We start from the raw sequence: 19,304 nt of genomic DNA on the forward strand, positions 1-19,304 counted from the left end.
TTCAAAAAAATAAAACTCTGGTTTTAATTAATCCGCATTCCTTAGAGTAGCCCCATGACTGTGCAGCCCCCCCCTATTGACCAACGCACCTATGAGGATATTGTTGAGCAAACCAAGACTCTAGTAGAACGCTCTAGCGATTGGGACGCACCGAAGCCGCCCAACCAGGCTGACGCTGGGCTGGCGATGATTCGGCTGTTTGCTCACCTGGCTAAACAGGTGAGCGATCGCATTAACCAGGCTCCTGAGAAAAATTTTCTCGCCTTTTTAGACCTGATTGGCATCGAGCTGCAGCCGCCCCAACCCGCTCGCGTGCCCCTCACCTTTACCCTCGCTACTGGCACCACCGCCGATGCCTTTGTGCCCACGCATACCCAGGTGTCTGCCCCACCCCAGGAGGGTGAAACCGAGGAAGCAATCTTTGAAACCGAGCAAGAGCTGGTCGTTACCCCGGCTCAGCTAACCGCCGTAGCCGTGCGCAACCCAGAAGGCGATTGGGTCAGCGACTACACGACCTTCGCCACCGGACAGGGAGAAGGAACGTTTCCGGTGTTTGGGGCCGAGCAACCCATTGAGCACTGTTTGTACCTGGCTGTTGATGATCTACTAGGCCATCCAGGAACAAAGACGCTGACCTTCACGTTTAACTTTGACAGTATTGCGAGTACCCAGTTGGACACTCTGCGGCACTCTATCAGATGGTCGGTGTGGGATGGTCAGACCTGGCAAATCCTGACTGGGGTTACCACCACCGTCACGTCTCAACCCTGGCAGGTAACTCTACCCATTGCAATCGAGCCTCAACCCGTAACAATAGACGGGGTGAGTGCCCTCTGGGTACAGGCAAAATTTACCCGCCCCTTGCCTCCTGGCGCAGTGTCCCTACCTGTCATTACCAATATTCAAGCGAGTATTGCTACAGCACAACCCAAAATAGCCCCTGACCTCTGTTTTGCGAATACTGTACCGCTCGATCTCAGCAAAGATTTTTATCCGTTTGGGGAACAGCCCCGATTTAACGACACTTTCTACGTCGCTAGCGATCGCACTCTGGCGCATCCTGGCAGCACCGTCACCATAGAGGTTACGCCCACAGTTGGGTTGCCGACCCCAGCTAACGCTAGTGCAAACTTAGAGCTGGCCTGGGAAGTGTGGACAGAGGATGGTTGGAAAGCTCAGCCTGTAAGGATACAAATTTTAGACGGGACGGGCAGGTGGATTGCGCTACCACCGCCAGCAAATTCAACAGCAAATTCAACAGCAACAACGCCACCGACAGCAGTTGCACCGACCTTGACCGAAGCGGCCCGTATTACCCTAACGCTGCCTGCTGATGTCGCCACCATGACTCTCAATGGGGAAACTCGTCACTGGCTGAGGGTGCGCATTGTCAAAGGTAACTATGGAGAAGCCGCTAAGGTTACGGGATCGGGGAGCAGCATCAGCTTTACTGCCGCGACCTACGCGCCCCCGTCTCTAGGCTCGATCACACTGAAATCTAATTACACCGCCAATGCCTCCTCTATCCACTGCCGCACGGTCAACGACTTTGCCTTTAGCAATCCCCTACCCGTCGTTGAGAAGACCTATGAAGGCGACGCCAGCAGTGGTCGGCGGGTGCAGGTGTTGTGGCTCGACAGCACGGCGGGGTTTGCGGTGGGCGATCGCCTGCGCATCCCGGCTGAGGCTGCCCCCAGCGAGGCCAACACATATATCATCGACACGCTCTACTCTGACTCACCGGGCGTGATCCTCGATCGCCCTCTAGCGACGCTGCCAGCACCGGGAACGCGACTGTTTCGACGCTTTCCGCTCGTTCACCCAACAACAGATCGTCGCCCCACCCTCTATCTGGGGTTCGATCGGCCCTTTAGTCCCCGCCCTGTCACGCTTTACGCCCAGGTGGCTCTACCCAGCCCCCAGGAGGCCAGCCATCCCCAAACCATAGACCACCCTGCCATCGTGGTGTGGGAATACTACAGCGCCAAAGGTTGGCAACCCCTGGCGGTACACGACGAGACGCAGGCCTTTGCTCAGCGGGGGCTGATTCAATTTTTGGGGCCGACCGACCCGGCTCCCCGATCTGACCTGGGCTACCGTGGGCTTTATTGGCTGAGGGCATGCTGGCAAGGTGGCACATTCAGAGTGATGCCCCGGCTGCGGCGAGTGTTGACCAACACCGTGTGGGCCAACCAGTCTCAGACCATGACCAACGAAACCCTGGGTTCAAGCAACGGCAACCCCGATCAGCGATTTCAAGCCACCCAAACGCCAATTTTGCTCGGGGCTAAACTGACCGTGCAGGAGGGGCAACTACCGCCGCCCGACGAGCATAGGGCACTACGCCACTCGAGCGGCGAAGATGGGGTTGAGTCTGTCTACGATGCCACGGGGCGGCTAGCAGACGTGTGGGTGCGCTGGCAGGCCGTGCCCAACTTCTATGGCTCTGGGCCGCGCGATCGCCACTACACCCTCGACTCCCTGACGGGTGAGATTGGCTTTGGCAATGGTCAGCGAGGTCTCATTCCGCCCTTAGGTCGCAACAACCTGCGGCTTAGCTATCGCACGGGCGGCGGCGCAGGGAGCGATCGACCCATCCACACCATCGCCCAACTCAAAACTACTGTTCCCTACATTGACAGCGTCACCAATCTGGAGCCTGCCGGGGGGGGTGCCCCGCAGGAGTCTATCGCTCAGGTGCAAGTCCGAGGCCCGCGCCAACTGCGCCACCGCGACCGAGCCGTCGCCGCTCAAGACTTTGCCGACCTGGCCTTTGCCGCCTCTCCGGAGGTCGCCCGCGCCAGGGCAATCACCCCTCAGTTTGAGCCTCTGAGTACCGATCGCGACCAAAATCTGTGGCTGGGCACTGATCTGCCCGCTACATTGCCCCCACCGCATAGAGCCGTTCAGTCGGGCTATGTCCAGGTTTTGATTGTGCCCTACAGCATCCATCCACAGCCGGTGCCTTCCCTGGGGCTGATGGATCGGGTAGAACGATATCTGCGCCAGCGGTGTCTACCCACCGTGGAACTAGAGGTAAAAGGCCCATCCTGGGTGAAAGTGACCGTCAACGCCAGGGTCGCTGTCGCGTCTCTAGAGGGGGCCGATGTGACCCGGAATGAGATTATGCAAAAGCTCAATCGCTTTTTGCACTGCCTCACCGGAGGGTGCGACGGACAGGGGTGGAATTTTGGCCGTCAGCCGCACACCTCAGATTTTTATGCCCTGATTGAATCGGTGCCGAGGGTCTCCTGGGTTAAGGAGCTAACCTTAGACCTCGACCCCACTGTTCGTTCAGATCTTCCGTTTTTGATCTATCCCGGTTTGCACACCATTACCTTAGACCTATCCAAGGGAGTCCGCTGAGATGGCGCTACCGCTACCCAACTTAGATGACCGCACCTATGCTGACCTGGTAGAAGATCTGCGATCGCGCATTCCTATCGAATGCCCTGCATGGACAGACCACAACTCCAGCGACACAGGCATCATTTTGCTTGAGCTGCTGGCCTGGATTACGGAAACGGTGCTCTACCGGGTTAACCAGATCCCCGACGCCAACCTGCACGCCTTTCTCAAGCTACTTAGCCCGCCTAACTGGCAACCCTCTCACAGTCTCCAGAGTGAGTTAGAAGTCGCCATTCTGGATCTGCGCCAGCATTACCGGGCCGTCACCGCTGCCGACTACCAGCATCTCTTGCTAGAGCGCTGGCCTCAGCTCCTCAACCTGGACGAGCATAAAAATCTCAGTCTCAGCGAGCCTACTCCTCTGGCCCGCGTTCACTGTTTGCCCGGTGTGCACCCCAGCCAATCAGCGCCAGTCACCCTACAGCCCAAACCCGGTCACCTCACACTGGTGGCCATTCCCTGGCTTCAGGATGCAGCTCCGACCCCCTCGACTCAACTGCTAAAAGACCTGGTCGCCTGGCTCGAACCCTGCCGATTGCTGACCACTCACCACCACTTGATTGGCCCCAGCTATGTCAGGGTAGAAGTCGCTGCCGACCTGCACTTGCTCGACGGAGCCGCCCCAAAGCAGGTATTGAATGAAACCTGGCAGGCGCTGCAACGGTTTTTTGCCCCCCTGCCAGACCTGACTAACCCCTACTGGGATGGGCAAGGGTGGCCCTTGGGGCGCTCGGTTTACCCCTCAGAGTTGTATCAGTTGCTCGATCAGGTGCCAGGGGTTGACTATGTCACAAACCTGCGGCTATGGCGGGAACCTGCAACCGCCACAGCCAACTCAGAGGCACCGCCACAGCCGATTGAGCTGCAACCCCACGAACTAGCCCAGATCGCCCTGGATGATGCCACTATATACAACCGCTTTACCCTTCAAGAACGCACGCGGGGTGGCAATATCTGGCGACGTGTACCCACCAAGACGTTGGCAGAGTCCATTTCCCAAACGGATGCTAAGGCGCTCGCTCCGATACCCTTGTCCGCTGCTCCGCCACCAGCAGCAGACTCCAAACCTGACCCATCTCCGCCTATGTCTCTAGAGCAGCCCAGCTATGTTGACTACCTGCCTGCTGTGCTGCAAACTGACCCAGTGATTGATCAGTTTTTGTTCGCCTTTCGGCAGGTGCTCAGCGGTTCCCGCATCCCCAGTGCCGACGAGGGCAACCCCGGCATTATTTCCGCTGCCACTTCTGATCCGCCCAGTCTAGAGCGAATCATTTCCCTGATTCACACCTATTTTGACCCAGGCAAAACCCCTGAGGAGTTTTTGCCCTGGCTGGCCGGGTGGGTAGCCCTGAGTTTGCAAGACAACTGGCCGCCAGAGGCTAAGCGACAGTTTATCAATGCGATCGCCCCCCTCTATCGTCAGCGGGGCACCAAAGCCGCCCTGCTCAAAATTTTGCAAATCTACCTCGAAAATGCCGGGTTCAAAGATGTGGCCTCCAAAACCACTATCACTGAGATTGCAGACTATCCCAATTTCTTTCAGGTATCACTCACGCTCAACACCCCAGATTCAAACCTGTACCATCAGCAGGCTCGGATTGCCCAACACATCATCGACCAAGAAAAACCAGCCCACACCTATTACGCTCTGCGCATTCTGGTGCCCACTATGCAAATTTACGAAGACAAGCTGATTCTCGGCGAGAATACCACACTCGGTACCAAACTACCGGGCGACTGATGAGTCATTGCTCCGTCTCGCAACTTTACTGACCCTTTTGCCGCTCCTTCCTTCACCGCTACCCCTTCAGGTTTAGACCCCCAAAACCCCTATGCCAGACTCAACCCCAAAGCAAGACACAACCAACAAGCGACCCCGCTACTTCAATGGACAATTTTTGCAAGAGGCAGACTTTGTCGTTGAGCAAGACTACCATATCGATCGCCAGCGCCGACTGCCCAAGCTGCTGACCGTGTCCGGTATTGCCGATGGCCTAACCTGGGATGGGCCTGATATAAGGCCAGGCCAAACTCCTACCGCCGAGCTAGCCATTACCATCGGTGCGGGCACCGCAGTAGACGCTGAAGGGAGACAAATTGTGCTGCTCGACAAGCGCACCATAAACCTGCCCAAAGAGATCGAGGGAGCGCAGGTGCTCTACATTGCTTACCATCAGCAAGCCAGCGAAGAGGCCAGCGATATGCAAGTAGATGGTTCAACTCGCATTGTCGAAGACCCAGATCTGGGGTTTGTAGCAGAAGCTCAGCACCAACCCAGTACCCAAATCGCGCTAGCAAAACTGGTGCTTGAAAATACTAAAGTCAAAGAGCTTGATCTCAATATTCGCCAATACTCTGGCCTATATTTACCCAGCAGCGCCCCCGGCAAAAATGGCCCAAGTCTGCGATCGGGCGGCAATCAAAACCCAAACCGCGCAATTCTTAACGGTGCTTTAGAGATTAAGTCAACCCTTACCGTTGCTGGCGACAGCACCCTGAATGGAAACACCACAATAGCAGGGACTCTCTCCACTACAGGGGCTAATAGTAATCTGACGGTGGCAGGTACTAGCACGCTAAATGGAAGCCTAACGGTGAACAGCACAGTTTCTTTGAAAGGGGCACCCACTGGTAGAGGACTCACGGTAAGCGCTAGCGGCAATGTTGGAATTGGCACAACTACGCCGAAAATTCATCTAGCGATCGGAGATGACGATACCGGGTTAAACCAAGAAGGTGATGGTCAGATTGCTATTTATGCCAACAATCAAGAACGCATGAGGATTGGAGATGGCCTTAGTTTTAGAAATTGGATGGCTTTAAAGAACGGAACTATTACTAGTTCGGGAACAACAGTGAATGGTAATGACACATTATTCACAACTCAGCTACAGGTAGGAGATTGGATTGTAGCCTCTGGTCAAACTAGAAGAATCACAGCTATTGCCAGCAACAACTCACTAACCATTGACTCTGCTTTCTCACCAGCTCTAGCAACAGCCGCAACATTCCACGCTCAAAGCATGTTGGTACGCATTAACAATAACGGCAATGTGGGAATTGGCACCAATCCCAGCACCGAAAAGCTCAGAATTCAAGGTGATGCAGCAGTTATCGGTAATCTGTGGCTGGGCAAAGCAGATCAAGGAGGCTCAAGATTACTCCTCACCTCTGCTCAACATACACACTTCATCCGGGCAAGTAATTGGTGGACAGAATTTGTGTCTCATCCAAATGAAGGTTGGAAATTTCTCGCCAATTCAAACGAAACTTCCTCTCAAGAAATTCTACGGATAACAGGTTCTGGAAGGCTGGGAATTGGTACAAATGATCCGCAGGCGCGATTACATGTTTCTAGGGGTGAGATGCGAATAGACAATGGCACACATTATGTGCGGATTGGCATGGATGGCTTCGGTTTATATTTTTACAGGGACGGCAGTAATGCTGGAGTATATATGGATGATAAAAACAATTGGATAAAACACTCTGATGCTTCCCTGAAAAAAGACATTAATTCATTAAGCGACATTTTAGACAAAATCAAAAAACTTCGTCCCGTAAAATTTGCTTGGAGAGACTGTAACACAGAAGACTTTGGCTTTGTTGCTCAAGAAGTCGAAAAACTTTTCCCTGAGATCGTCAGCACATCAAATGTTGATGGTATTCCCTTGAAGGGAATTAGCTACACTCACTTTGGCGTATTAGCAATCCGAGCAATTCAAGAGCTATCTGACAAAGTTCAAAAGATAGAAGGTAGAATTACTGATTTATAGAACCGACATTCCGCTGGTTGACAAATGATTTTCGCAAAAACACTCTGAAGCCTGTTTAATCTCTGGCCGCTGCAAAAACTGTTCAAGCGTCAGCGGGGGGCAATTGCCACCATACTGATAGTGCGATCGCCCCTCGCCATAGGTTGGGTTGACGCAGGAAACCCAACAATCGCAGGTTTTGTAGAATCAAGTCCAAGAGCCCTGCTACCCCATCTATACTTCTTCTACTCAAAAAATGAAAGACAGACTTCAGCAACGGCTCCAATCACTCAAAACCGAATACGAGGCAGGGCAAAAAATGCTTGCTGACCTCAAAGCCCAGCAAGCTAACCTGCGGGATACCCTCCTCCGCATCAGCGGGGCCATTCAAGTGCTCGAAGAAACCCTGAGCGATGCCGAAGCCACGTCCGGCCCCGCCGACACCGATGACATTGTTGATGCCAAAATTATTTAAGCCACCGATGAACAATGAGCGGCAGACATCGCAGTTGAAAGACCGCTCGATGCATCGGTTAGATAGGTATCTCTACATCCAGCACAGTCAAAAAACTGGTGCGAATTGCTCTGAGCTATATCTCCACACTTACTAACCAGAGCATGAAATGGTGAATGCCCTGCTTGACTGACAAAACTAAGAAGCTGAAAAACGGCTGAGTACAGTAAATTCACGCTCGAAAGAAGCGTTCTGTTGTCGCTTGGATGCGATGGCAGGTTGAGGGTCAGGCAGACTTGAGAGGAATGGATAAATCGGATTTTCCATTGCTGGGTGATAGCAAAGGCGAATCCAGTTCTAACCCAGCTTGGCTTAGTTTGTCGAGTAGGGAGGACTCCTTCAATGTTTAGGATTGCTTTATTCTCCGTTTCTCTCGCCTTTCGGTATTGAGAGTGCCACAAGATTCAGCCTTGCATCGTTGTAAGCCTCCCCCTCACAGAAGCCTGCCTGCGGTTTTCCCGCACAAGCCTCTTCATGCAATCGTTCACCCAGTAGGAAACAGTGAGACTAAGCGTCCCGGTTGCGGCAGCGGAAATCGCCTCATGTACCTGAGAAAGCTTTCCCAAGTAAAGCTACGACGTTGGCTGCGACGGTTTAACCATTTGAACAGAAGATTGTGAACAGCTCGCTCAAATTGGTACAGCGCTCGACTGTTGTCGGTCACTCCAAAGTAGTTGAAGTGACCCCGCATCTTGCTCCCAATTGCTTGCCAAAACTGCGGTAATTTGCGGGCATTGCGTTCTTGGCGTAACCATTGTTTCAGGTCTACCAGAGCACGCCGCAGTCGTTTCTTCGAGGTTTTGCGCTTCAACCTGACCTTTCCCGTCCGGCTCCGTCCCCAGTAATGGGTGAAGCCAAGAAAATCAAAAGTGGGGAGTTTATTTTCACTTTTGATTGACTGACGAGCGGCGAGCTATGCTCAGAAGTGGTGTACGGTCAGAGGAGAGAGAAAGGGCGTATCCTGCTGGATAAGCAAAGACCAGACGAGGATACACCATGAGTAACGATAATCTTATTGCATTTCAACCTTCAGAATCACCTGCATTGTTCAACGATGCGCTGACCGAATTAGTTCGCAAAGGCGCTCGCCAAATCATTGCCCAGGCGGTCGAAGCAGAGTTGAATGAGTTTTTAACGCAGTACCAGTCCCTCAAAGATAGCCAGGGACGAGCGGCGATCGTTCGCAACGGATACCTCCCCGAGCGCACAATTGTGACTGGGGTTGGGGAAGTGGAAATTCAAGTGCCGAAGGTGCGTGACCGTAGTGGCCGTGGCATCAAGTTCAACTCGACACTGTTACCGCCCTATCTCAAGCGAGCCCACAGCGTTGAGGAAGTGCTGCCCTGGCTCTATCTCAAAGGCGTATCCACCGGAGATTTCTCAGAGGCCTTAGCATCCTTGCTGGGGGCGAATGCTGAAGGTTTATCTGCCAGCACCATTAGCCGTCTGAAAGCCAAATGGGTAGAGGAGCACCAACAATGGCAGAAACGCTCCTTGAGCGGTAAACGGTACGTGTATATGTGGACGGATGGAATCTACTTTAACATCCGCAACGAGGATGACCGTCAATGTATCCTCGTTGTTATGGGTGTCACCGACACCGGAACCAAAGAACTGCTGGGGCCGGAAGCAGGATTTCGAGAGTCAGAATTAAGTTGGAAGCCGTTGTTGTTGCGCTTGCAAGACCAGGGGCTGAAAACGGCTCCAGAACTAGCGATTGGGGATGGAGCCTTAGGCTTTTGGAAGGCATTAGCGCAAGTGTTCCCCACTACTCGTGTGCAGCGATGCTGGGTGCATAAGGCTGCCAACATCCTCAATAACTTGCCCAAAAGCCAACAACCAAAAGCCAAATCGGCTCTCCATGAGATCTATATGGCAGAGACGAAAGATGATGCGCTGACGGCGTTTGAGCGTTTCATCAAAACCTATGATGCCAAGTATCCCAAAGCAGTTGAGTGTTTATCTAAGGACCGTGATGCCCTGTTAGCGTTCTATGATTTCCCGGCTGAGCATTGGGTGCATATCCGCACCACTAATCCGATTGAATCGACGTTTGCTACGGTGCGTTTGAGAACAGATAAAACACGAGGGTGTGTTTCGCAAGACAGCATTCTGTCGTTGGTTTTCAAGTTGGTGCAGAGTGCTCAGAAAAGGTGGTTGCGTATTCGAGGATTCAAACGTTTAGGAGAGGTGATTGAAGGCGTGAAATTCAAGGATGGAATTCGAGCAGACCAACAATTAGACTCAGATGCCAGCAAAAACGCCGCTTAATTCTTCTTCATACACCAGACTTGCGCATAACTCCGAGCGGCTTGTTTGCCAAACCTCAGCAGTTGGGTTTTGGTTTGATTGAGCGTTAACCCGAATTTCGCTAGTCGCAGTGGCAAGACCCGCATAAAGCGGTGAGCATCGTCTTCCCGTTCAAACAACACCATCGTGTCGTCGGCATAGCGGATGATGGAACAGTATCCCCGACAGTGCTGACGCACGACCTGACTAAACCACTGGTCTAGAACATGGTCAAAGAAGATGTTCGCAATCACCGGAGAGACAATTGAGCCTTGTGGGCTGCCTAGTTCATCGACCACCACTCCTCCAGGCGTTTGCACCCCTGCTTTGAGCATTCGTGCAATCAATTGCAGGAATTTCCTGTCTTTGATTCGTAATGCCAGTACAGAGAGTATCTCCTGGTGCGGCATGGTATCGAAAAACCGAGCCAGATCCAAGTCCGCCACCTAATTCACCCGTTGCCTCATCATCTCCTGATTGAGTTGTCGTAGAGCATCATGGCAACTCCGCCCTGCCCTGAACCCATAGGAGGTGTCTAGAAACGTTGGTTCATAGATGGCTTCGAGGATGCGTCGTGTCATCTCCTGGATGATCTTGTCCTCTATGCAACTAATCCCAAGCGGGCGGGTGCTCCCGTCCTCTTGGGGAATCTCCACTCGTCGCACTGCTTGCGGGCGGTACGACATCTGGTGCAGTTTTTGGTGCAGGCGCTGGAGGTTGTCCTCCAATTCTTCCACGTACTGCTCCTTGGTCACGCCATCGATACCCACTGCCTTTCTGCCATCGAGGGACTCGAAGCAGACTCGCAGATTCTCCACACTGAAGTGGTGCATCAATGTGGAGAAACAGGTCTCTGGCTGTTGGCGTGCCCGTTGGGCTATCCGTTCGACTCCCGGTATCGCCGTTGTTCCACCTCTGAGTGTGGGCAGCGTTTCCATCGAACAGGCGTTTGAATGTGTCCCCCTTCGCTCCATAGGCATTACTCTACTTCTTCACTACTATGAGGACATCCGACTTCCCATCGACCGTTGGGCTTCCTTCCAGTTGTCTGGTTGTACTGCCCTACCCCTGTTTCGGAGGAGCCAATGAGATCTCCCGAGTTCCCGACTTTGCCTTGGTAACGTGCCACAGTCTTTAGACCCCGGTGGACCCGCCGAAGCCGTGGCAATTCTAGCCCTCTCTGCCGATGGCACGCGAGCCATTTCTGTCTCCCAGGATCGCACCCTCAAGCTCTGGGATGTACAAACTCGACAAGTCATCCAAACGCTCAGGGGCAGAATTTTGGACTTAGCCATTTCGGTGGCTGTGTCGGATGATTTCTCTCAAGTTGTTTCAATTGATTTGGGTCGCCGCCTCCATATCTGGGATATTCAGGCCGAAGCGGTGGGGCAAACCTTCCAGGAAGCTGTTCTTCACAGTCAGAATGACAGCACTTTGCCCTATGACGAACGGTATTCTGTCCGATTAGAGGACGGTAGGCCGATCGCAGTGGCCACCAATTTTGCTCAGGCCATTGCGGTTGTCGCAACTACTGGAGGACCCATCTCAGTCTGGAATTTGCAGTCCGGTCAACGGCTCCAAACCCTCGAACGGCAAACACGGGCCGCCAAGTCGGCACTTGCACTCTCCGCAGATGGCCGTCGTTTGCTTTCAGCGGCTAAGGATGAGATCAAGGTCTGGGATTTGCGGACCGGAGCCGTCGTACAGAGAATGGAAGTTATACGGGAGGAGACACGGGATCCGAAATACATGTTATCTATCGCAACCTCCGCTGATTTTACGCAAGCTGTCTCAGCATCTAGTGACTGTACTTTGAAACTGTGGGACCTTGAACGAGGGCAGTTGCTTCACACCTTTGAGGGGCATCAAGATTATGTGCTCTCGGTGTCCGTAACTGCCGATTTCTCTCTCGCCCTCTCAGCCTCCTATGACAACACCCTCAAACTGTGGGATCTGCATACCAGAACTCTCATCACCACCTTCGTGGGCGATCGCCCCTTCTTCTGCTGTACCCTTACGCCCGATGGGAAAACCGCGATCGCAGGCAACTATGGCGGCTGTGTCCACTTCTTTAATGTGGAAGAGTAGCTTTAGAACATACCTCTGCAACTTGAGCCAATCAAGCAGCAATGACAGTGAGCCAATGCATCTACAAAATATTTTGCTGATGTTTGCTCACTGAATGCGTGGGAAGGGCAACAACATGCTCTACAGACGAAGGGCACCGGCATCACCTGCCAGTTCGGCTTATCCAAAGGTAACCTCGACCAACACGGCCATATCATAAGGCGCAGTGGGCGATCGCAGGTGCAAGATTCTCAAACTGGGGGTACCTAAGTATTTCCATAGGTACTTTGCACTCTTTCGAGTTTATTAATGATGCGCTGTTGCTTTTGGTGTCTTAAAACGCCAAGACTCAATTGTTGTTAAATACTCAATGAAATGCTTTGGCTCACAGCTTCCGCTACCATGCCACTTGTGAAATCCATCATGGATGTCTCTGTGCATGGCCAGCAGATTCTCATGCAGTGCGGCTAAGTCTAGGCGCGTTGCTTTACTCACATCTTGCACCTGGTGATCTGAACTTGGTAGCCGTGTTGTTGCAGTAGGGGTTGTTGTTCAAGTTGTCGAAACACTAGGGCAATTGCAACGTGAATATCAAAAAGGTGGAGTTCTCCCCCTTGGGATTAGGGGATGCAAGATGGGCTGAGCCTGCTATCTCCGCTTGAGCCCTCCCTGCTGAAGATGGAATTGGATCAAAGGGAAAGCACCGACTAATTAATCAGTATCACAGACTCGGTGATGGGCTTCTCGTGCCGTTTGTTATGACGTTTTGATAGCCCATGCTTCTGATGATGGGCCTCGATCTCTTCTGCCATGCCCTCGATCGCTTCTTTCACCTTGGACTGAGTTCCAGCGCCAAGCGAACGTGCAAACGTAATCACCGATAGGCCATTGATGGCCCACTTGTCATTAATCGATTGCGCTTGCTCGTTGTGGGACATGATGGAGTGAATGACACGAACTAGGCGTGGATCGATATCGACTGGAGCTGCTGACAACGCAGATGGTGCGATCGCCCGATCATAACTAGGGTTAAAACTCTTTTGTTGCGTAGCTGGCTCAGCTTTAACTGGCTCAACGCCCCGAGGAGATTCAGATGGAACTCCTAGCAGTTGCCGCATCGCCTCTAACTTCTGAACGGCCTCATCTCGCTCTTGGCGCATGGCATCTAGAGCCTCGTGGTCGGGTTCAACCTGCACTCGCAGTTTCTCCACTAAGCCGCTCATCTGCTTGACTAATTCCACTAGTTGAGTAACCTGTGGCTCGGCTGGAGGCACGGCTTGTGGGCTTAGCTCTTCTGCTTCTGCCGTTTGTGAATGAATCAACTTTTCAATGATGGCAGCAAAGACCGCATCAAACAGCGCTTGATACCCATCCTCGGTGGATACCGGAATGTGTAGGAGAGAAGCACACAGTCGCACCATCTCAACATCTACCTTTAATCGCTTAAGGTCAGCTTTTCGAAAAGATGCCGAATCATTTGAGCTGGTGCTTTCTAATACACTCCTTGCTTTGGAGAGCGCTTGGTTGCTGATTCCCTCTCTGTTCACCACCGGACTACTCCTAAAATCTTCAAGAACTTCTACACCCTGCCAATCGAGCCGAACTCCCTTACGAATTGCTCCATCGTCATCGACAATGACGTACCCTCGGTAATGACGATCTGCGGCAATTTGTCGTCTCTCTGCCAAAGATAAATCTGTATGCCCTGAAAAATGACCTTGAATGTGAGATCGATACTCAACTTCATCCACTTTTAGCGGGCAATAAAAGTAAACTGCGATCGCTGCATACAATTTTCGCAGCATTTGTCCGTGTATTCGCTCACGCCCCTTCACAGACGGTAACAGCTCGCCAAAACTTCGATCAACTGCCGAACCAATTTGTCCTGATAGAGAGCTATTGACAGCTGCAATAGGAATAGACTCGGTTGAGTAGATTTTGCGAAGTTTCTCCAATGCTGTGAAAACTGTGCTTGCTTCTGTCAAGGTGGGAATCTCAAATGACAGCGCGACAGGTTCGCCCCGACGTTTAAGGGCACCTCGAAAGATGATGAGAACAGACTTTTTGGCTCAAGTTGAGCCGTCTTAAGAATTTCCGTACTCCGTCTCCCGGTCAGCAGCAGCAGCCCAGCCGCAATATCCGCCCATTCTTGGCTTAAGAGTGAGTTCGTCGCTGATACACCACGGCGTTTACGGCTTTGGAAGTCAATGGAATTAATGACTCGTTTTGTTCGGCAACGGTAGCCGCTGTCCCACGATTCACGTCAATCCACTCAGTTGTGAAGTTGAGATATTGGAGGATCGGATGATTCTCCCCAAAACGCTCTTTCACAGCCCTTCGACTCTGGGTCATTGCGTTTTTTGCTGAGCTACCGTTTTCAGGCCACGCTTCACCCATTGAGCGCGCAGCAATTCAACCTGAATCTGCAAATTTTCATCTGACTCATCTTCCTAAAATATTTTTGGAAAATGACTCAAACACTGGAATTAGCCATTGCAGCATTTCGACCTCCTACCACAATAAGTTTACAGATCTACTAGCAATTTGAATAAGCAATGTAGAGGGGGTCACCAAATGGCTCGAATCTGGATGCACCGACCGAGGCAGTCCCAAGGCTAATGCACAAGAGTGGGCACGAGATCCTCCATAGTGCTGCTCATTTTGTACCGGTTGCCTGCTGCAGCTTCCGCTGCGTTAGCTGCTGCTAACAGCGATCGGGCGATCGCTGTACATCCCTACGTTTTGCGTGGACATGCCTGTGTGAATTTACAAAAGCGTCTTGCCCTGCATGAAACTAATCCCGCTGCGGAGGTTCGTACCTGATCTGCGGAATCATATAAGTTAAAGATATTGTTGACGTCCGCTCATTTACTCGCTGCCGCTAATTTGTATCACCGACAATAGATTGTAGCTCTGCCAGCACCTTCTCTAATTTCCTACGTTTTTGGGGATCTTCCCAAACCCTAGACCGTTTCACCAAACGAGCTAAACGCAGGACATCGTCAATCTGCTCTTTTAACGAATTGGCATCATCCTCTGGCTTCTTTTCAGCCTTAAGCGCAGAAATCTGTTCTTTGATTTGTGCAAGGGAAAGAGTCTGCGAAATTGTCTTATCGAGCAATTCCTCTTGCTTCTTGGTATCTTTTACCCGTGCGATCGCCCTCGCCTTGGTGTACTCGATCTTGCCCTTCCGCAGTGCATCCAGAATTGGTTTTGGCAAGTTCATCAGTGGCAAACGATGACTAGCGAATGATTTCCAGTCCATCCCGCCAACAACATCAAACACAGCGTTGATAAGATCCAACTGTTCGCGATCTTTTCCGACAACGTTGTCGGAAGCCTTTGCTAAGCGGTGGAGCAGATGAGAAACTTCTTGTTGCTCAATTTGAAGCTGCATAGAGAGCAGTGCGATGATGCCCTCAGTCTCTTCTAGAGGATTTAGATCTTCCCGCTGCAAGTTTTCAACGATGGCGATTTGCAGGGCTTCCTGGTCGCTCATCTCACGAATCACGACTGGGACATCCGTTAGCCCCACATCTTTTGCGGCTCGGTAGCGGCGTTCTCCAGCGATCAATTCATAGCTATCATCCCGTGGGCGAACCAAAAGTGGTTCCAGGATGCCGTGGTGTCGCACAGATGCCACTAATTGCTGCATCTTAGCAGGATCAAAGTAGCGGCGAGGCTGCTGTTGCGGTAAGACAATCTTCGCAATTCCAACAGTTAATGGAGTACTGTCCTCATCTTGATCGTCACCCTGCGTTAATGGTTCTGTAGGACTAAAAATCCCTAGATTAGGTTGGGATTTGAATGGATCAGCACCAAGCCCACTTTTCTTTCTAGTTACCACCGCTTCAATACCTCATTCATTAGGTCACGATACGCTTTAGACCCAGTTCCCTTAGGATCATGCTCAAAAATTGAGATTCCAAAACTGGGGGCCTCAGAAATTTTGACAGTATCAGGAATGATTGTCTGGAACATTTCCTCCCCAAAATGGCCTTTTAGAGATATCAGCACATCTCGACTGATGTTCTTTCGACCATCATGGCGGGTCGCCAAAACGCCCAAAATTTGTACTTTGTGGTCTAGGAAGTCTCGAACCAGGCTAAGCGCGTATTCAACTCCTCTCACACCTAAAAGTCCTACATAGCTCATATCGACTGGGACAATGACCTTGTCACAGGCTTTGAGGGCATTAATTGAGAACACCCCAATATTAGGAGGACAATCAACAATGATGTAATCGTACTTTTCCTCAACAAATGCCAGCGCTCGCTTCAGCAGGTTTTCTCTCCCTGGCAAACTGGAGATGGCGATCTCATCCACTGCTAAGAGAATGTTAGAGGGCAGAATGTCTACCCCGCTCTCCGTCGAAACGATCGTACTTTGAAGCAGAGACTTTGCCTCATTAGGCGGGCTCTGCAATACATCTTTAATCTGAGCCTTCAGCGTCCATACTTCAAGTCCCAGTGAAGCGCCCGAAGTCCCTTGAGGATCAATGTCCACCAAAAGGACTTTTTTGTTCTTGAATTTTGCCAACCCTGCTGAAAGGTTCGTGGCAGTCGCAGATTTCCCCACACCGCCTTTCATGTTGAAGATCGCAATTTTTTTTGCCACTTTGCCACCACTTTTCACCAATAGCTGAGAAAAATCATACTGCACGGCTATTCATTAGTACTATTTTTCTTGCAGCCTTAATCTTTTTTCGCGCCACCGGGCTCTACAGAACTGTTTTTCCACAGAACTCAACACTGCTTTATAGCTTCCGACAACGTTGTCGGAAGCTCTGACGCTTTGATGTACTTCCACCTTCAAAGAGTGTGGGATTAGGACTCGGCGGATGATAGCAAGTTCAGCTCGTCTTACGTCCCCTAATCCAATAGCTCTCTCACGAGAGGATTACCTATCCCACAACTAAAGCCAGTGGGCTTTGCTCTCCACTCAAACTCTCCACTCCTTCTGTCATGAATGTGTTCTACCATCTCCAAAATGTGCTACGCTTACACCCTAACCGCCTTTATTACACTAAACTTACACTACGTTTCAGATGCCAAGACGTATCAGCCGCAAATGTATAGACTGTGCTGGTTTGAGTGTTGGGGAGGCCATCGCCCTGCATGGCAAAGGAGGGCAATGGTTGCTGGGAGGAATCCAAATGCCACCGGCGCAGATCTCATTATCGGCATCGAGACGAAAATAATCGGCGGCGGCGAAGAGCAGCAGCACAAAGCCCCAATATTTTGCCAACGCCACTCGCTTATGGAGCAATGCTAGTGTTAGTGAGAGATGGTGCTGAACACCCAATCCATGCGATTGGAGTAGACATCTGGCAAGGAAATCAAAAGATTGAGGCAATCGCGCCCCAACATTCAAACTTATATTCAATCCATCCTGGAAACCTTGAGCGAACGGTATGGCATTGCTAAGTTCGACCCGCCACCTAAAGAGATTCCTGTGAGCCAATGCCCGATCAAGGAGTGCCCCTACCGCTGAGCAATGAATTGGAGTCTGCTATCGAAGAGGCGATCGCTTGTCCGCTGGAGGCGGATGTTGGAGAACTGTGCGTATTGCTAGATAACGTTTTGGAGACGTTGCCCCCGTATCAGCAGTTGGCACAGGGAGGGGGGTACATTGCTCAGATTGCTGAAGTTTGCTGGTTGAGGGCAGATCGATTAGCGAACGATCAACCAGAAACCTTTGAAGAGATGGATTTATCCAGCTTTTTTCGTCAAAGCTTGACTCTACCCACTGAACAGTTCTCACAGCCAGCGCCGAAGCGCAATGTACAGAAGGCCCAGCCCAACAAGCCCTTAAAGCCATTGCCGCAGAAGACGGTTGAGGCATGGATAGAATCTGCGGAGGTGCAGCGCAGCCAAATATTTGCTCTATCTCATGATGAAAATGTAGAAGCTTGGGCACAGCTGGTGAGTGGAGCCTTAAATAGGCCAATGTCGTTTGCTGAACTTCGATCTGTCTTAACAGATGTACCCTGGATTGAGGTTTGGATGGGTGTGCTGCTAGGTGGCTTTGAAGTTGAAATTCTTGAGAGCAATGAGTTTTATAATGCCAACTTTGTTGTGCAGCCACCTAGCACTAGAGAATAAGTTTTAACGCTTAAGCCTTCAAGTTCATTTATACAAATCTTTAGCGAACGCATTCTCTCGCGGGCACAGAGGGATAGGAGCAGCGCTTGAGTGGGGACTGCTGCGCGCAAACAAGCTACAATGCTTCCAAAATCGACTCAAAATCTTTGCAACCGACAGATGCTCTCTCGCATGCGTATAAGTACAATTGCTCTATGCAAAGAACGATTCGCATTCAACTTCTACCCGACAGCAAAACAGCTAAGGTCCGATCTCCTACCCTTGAACAACACACCGGGCCACTGAATAACGTGTACGAGCATAGATGGGGAAAACGACCTGACAAATGACGTAGAGCTGAACAGAGCAGCCTACTACACCTGTTGCGCTGTGACTGCCCTGTCTGCTGCGTTAGTTGGAGTTTGACAGCATGTGTCATCTTCCGACAACGTTGTCGGAAGATGACACATGCTGCCCCTTGACCTATGGGAGCGCAGGGAGCACGTTGCAAGGCCCTACCCATAGAGAACGGGTTAACTGCACCTTACCTGTGAACAAATTGAGCAACGCAAATCTTGCTTGGTGAGCTACCGACTAAAACCATGCCCAACCTACTGATTGTTGAAAGCCCTGGAAAAATCAAAAAGCTCCAGCAAATCCTTGGACCCGATTGGATTGTTAAGGCCAGTGGAGGACATATTTGCGAACTGGCTGGTGATGGAGATAGCGCTTTAGGCTTTGATCTCCTTGACCAGCGGGTTGTCTGTCGATTTGTTCCTCGTCAACCTCGTGGAGCCAAAACCATTAGCGAGCTGAAAACCGCCGCTCGCATCGCGACTCGCACATTTCTGGGCTGTGACCCTGACCGGGAGGGTGAGGTGATCTCCTGGCATGTGGCTCAGGAACTCAAGCTGGCCAATCCTCAGCGCGTCACCTACGCGGAAATCACAACAGCGGCGGTGCAGCAGGCGATCGCCCATCCCCGCCCTCTTGATCTGGATCTGGTTCACTCAGGGTTGTGCCGTTCCGTGTTGGATAAACTCGTCGGCTACAAAGGTAGCCCCTTGCTGTGGCAGTTGCAGAACGGGGCAAAAAGCATGGGACGCGTTCAAAGTGCGACCCTGCATCTAATCTGCCAACGGGAACGGGAAATCCAAAATTTTGTTCCCCAGGATTACTGGAGCGTCT

General features: G+C 51.5%; 12 protein-coding genes and 2 pseudogenes. 9 read left to right on the forward strand and 5 right to left on the reverse strand.

The genetic code is table 11. The features are described 5' to 3' along the window. Window positions 1-54 precede the first annotated feature (54 nt). The 4 genes from ACQ4M4_RS25415 to ACQ4M4_RS25430 all read left to right on the forward strand — a co-directional run bounded on the left by ACQ4M4_RS25415 (window position 55) and on the right by ACQ4M4_RS25430 (window position 7,638). Window positions 55-3,366: a putative baseplate assembly protein gene (locus ACQ4M4_RS25415; protein WP_430687277.1), complete on the forward strand. Its 3,312-nt coding sequence runs from the start codon at window positions 55-57 to the stop codon at window positions 3,364-3,366. 1 nt (window position 3,367) lies between these two features. Beyond that, window positions 3,368-5,149 (forward strand): phage tail protein, encoded by a 1,782-nt coding sequence (locus ACQ4M4_RS25420; protein WP_430687278.1) that lies wholly within the window; start codon window positions 3,368-3,370, stop codon window positions 5,147-5,149. 157 nt (window positions 5,150-5,306) lie between these two features. Next, complete coding sequence (locus ACQ4M4_RS25425; RefSeq protein ID WP_430687279.1) at window positions 5,307-7,184, forward strand: tail fiber domain-containing protein; 1,878 nt, start codon at window positions 5,307-5,309, stop codon at window positions 7,182-7,184. 235 nt (window positions 7,185-7,419) lie between these two features. After that, complete coding sequence (locus ACQ4M4_RS25430) at window positions 7,420-7,638, forward strand: hypothetical protein (RefSeq protein ID WP_430687280.1); 219 nt, start codon at window positions 7,420-7,422, stop codon at window positions 7,636-7,638. A gap of 523 nt (window positions 7,639-8,161) precedes the next feature. Here the strand turns inward: ACQ4M4_RS25430 and ACQ4M4_RS25435 are convergent. Beyond that, entirely contained in the window at window positions 8,162-8,488 is a 327-nt protein-coding gene (locus ACQ4M4_RS25435; RefSeq protein WP_430687281.1) for a group II intron maturase-specific domain-containing protein, read from the reverse strand. A 185-nt stretch (window positions 8,489-8,673) separates the two neighbouring features. Between ACQ4M4_RS25435 and ACQ4M4_RS25440 the strand changes: the two genes are divergently transcribed. Then, a complete protein-coding gene (locus ACQ4M4_RS25440) occupies window positions 8,674-9,948 on the forward strand; it encodes an IS256 family transposase (protein WP_430687282.1) in 1,275 nt (424 codons plus the stop codon). Here ACQ4M4_RS25440 and ACQ4M4_RS25445 read toward each other — a convergent pair. Then, window positions 9,945-10,946: pseudogene (locus tag ACQ4M4_RS25445) on the reverse strand (reverse transcriptase domain-containing protein). The gene ACQ4M4_RS25440 and the pseudogene ACQ4M4_RS25445 sit on opposite strands and share 4 nt — an antisense overlap. A gap of 142 nt (window positions 10,947-11,088) precedes the next feature. Here ACQ4M4_RS25445 and ACQ4M4_RS25450 point away from each other — a divergent pair. Beyond that, window positions 11,089-12,054 (forward strand): WD40 repeat domain-containing protein, encoded by a 966-nt coding sequence (locus tag ACQ4M4_RS25450; RefSeq protein WP_430687283.1) that lies wholly within the window; start codon window positions 11,089-11,091, stop codon window positions 12,052-12,054. 686 nt (window positions 12,055-12,740) lie between these two features. On the opposite strand, the pseudogene ACQ4M4_RS25455 reads toward ACQ4M4_RS25450, so the two are convergent. After that, window positions 12,741-14,251, reverse strand: a pseudogene (locus tag ACQ4M4_RS25455) (protelomerase family protein). Window positions 14,252-14,682: 431 nt separating this feature from the next. On the opposite strand from ACQ4M4_RS25455, the gene ACQ4M4_RS25460 reads away from it, so the two are divergent. Continuing rightward, window positions 14,683-14,856, forward strand: a complete 174-nt coding sequence (locus tag ACQ4M4_RS25460; RefSeq protein WP_430687284.1) for a hypothetical protein — start codon at window positions 14,683-14,685, stop codon at window positions 14,854-14,856. A gap of 58 nt (window positions 14,857-14,914) precedes the next feature. Here ACQ4M4_RS25460 and ACQ4M4_RS25465 read toward each other — a convergent pair whose 3' ends face one another. Further along, window positions 14,915-15,880, reverse strand: coding sequence for a ParB/RepB/Spo0J family partition protein (locus tag ACQ4M4_RS25465; protein WP_430687285.1), 966 nt, complete (start codon window positions 15,878-15,880; stop codon window positions 14,915-14,917). Then, on the reverse strand, window positions 15,874-16,695 hold the full coding sequence (locus ACQ4M4_RS25470; protein WP_430687286.1) for a ParA family protein: 822 nt from the start codon (window positions 16,693-16,695) through the stop codon (window positions 15,874-15,876). Before ACQ4M4_RS25470 ends, ACQ4M4_RS25465 begins: the two co-directional genes overlap by 7 nt. Before the next feature lie 800 nt (window positions 16,696-17,495). Between ACQ4M4_RS25470 and ACQ4M4_RS25475 the strand changes: the two genes are divergently transcribed. Next, window positions 17,496-18,137 (forward strand): hypothetical protein, encoded by a 642-nt coding sequence (locus ACQ4M4_RS25475; protein ID WP_430687287.1) that lies wholly within the window; start codon window positions 17,496-17,498, stop codon window positions 18,135-18,137. A gap of 581 nt (window positions 18,138-18,718) precedes the next feature. Further along, a partial coding sequence (locus ACQ4M4_RS25480; RefSeq protein WP_430687288.1) for a DNA topoisomerase occupies window positions 18,719-19,304 on the forward strand: 586 nt, incomplete at its 3' end.

It is taken from the genome of Leptolyngbya sp. AN02str (assembly GCF_050565595.1).
GTDB lineage: Bacteria > Cyanobacteriota > Cyanobacteriia > Elainellales > Elainellaceae > Kaiparowitsia.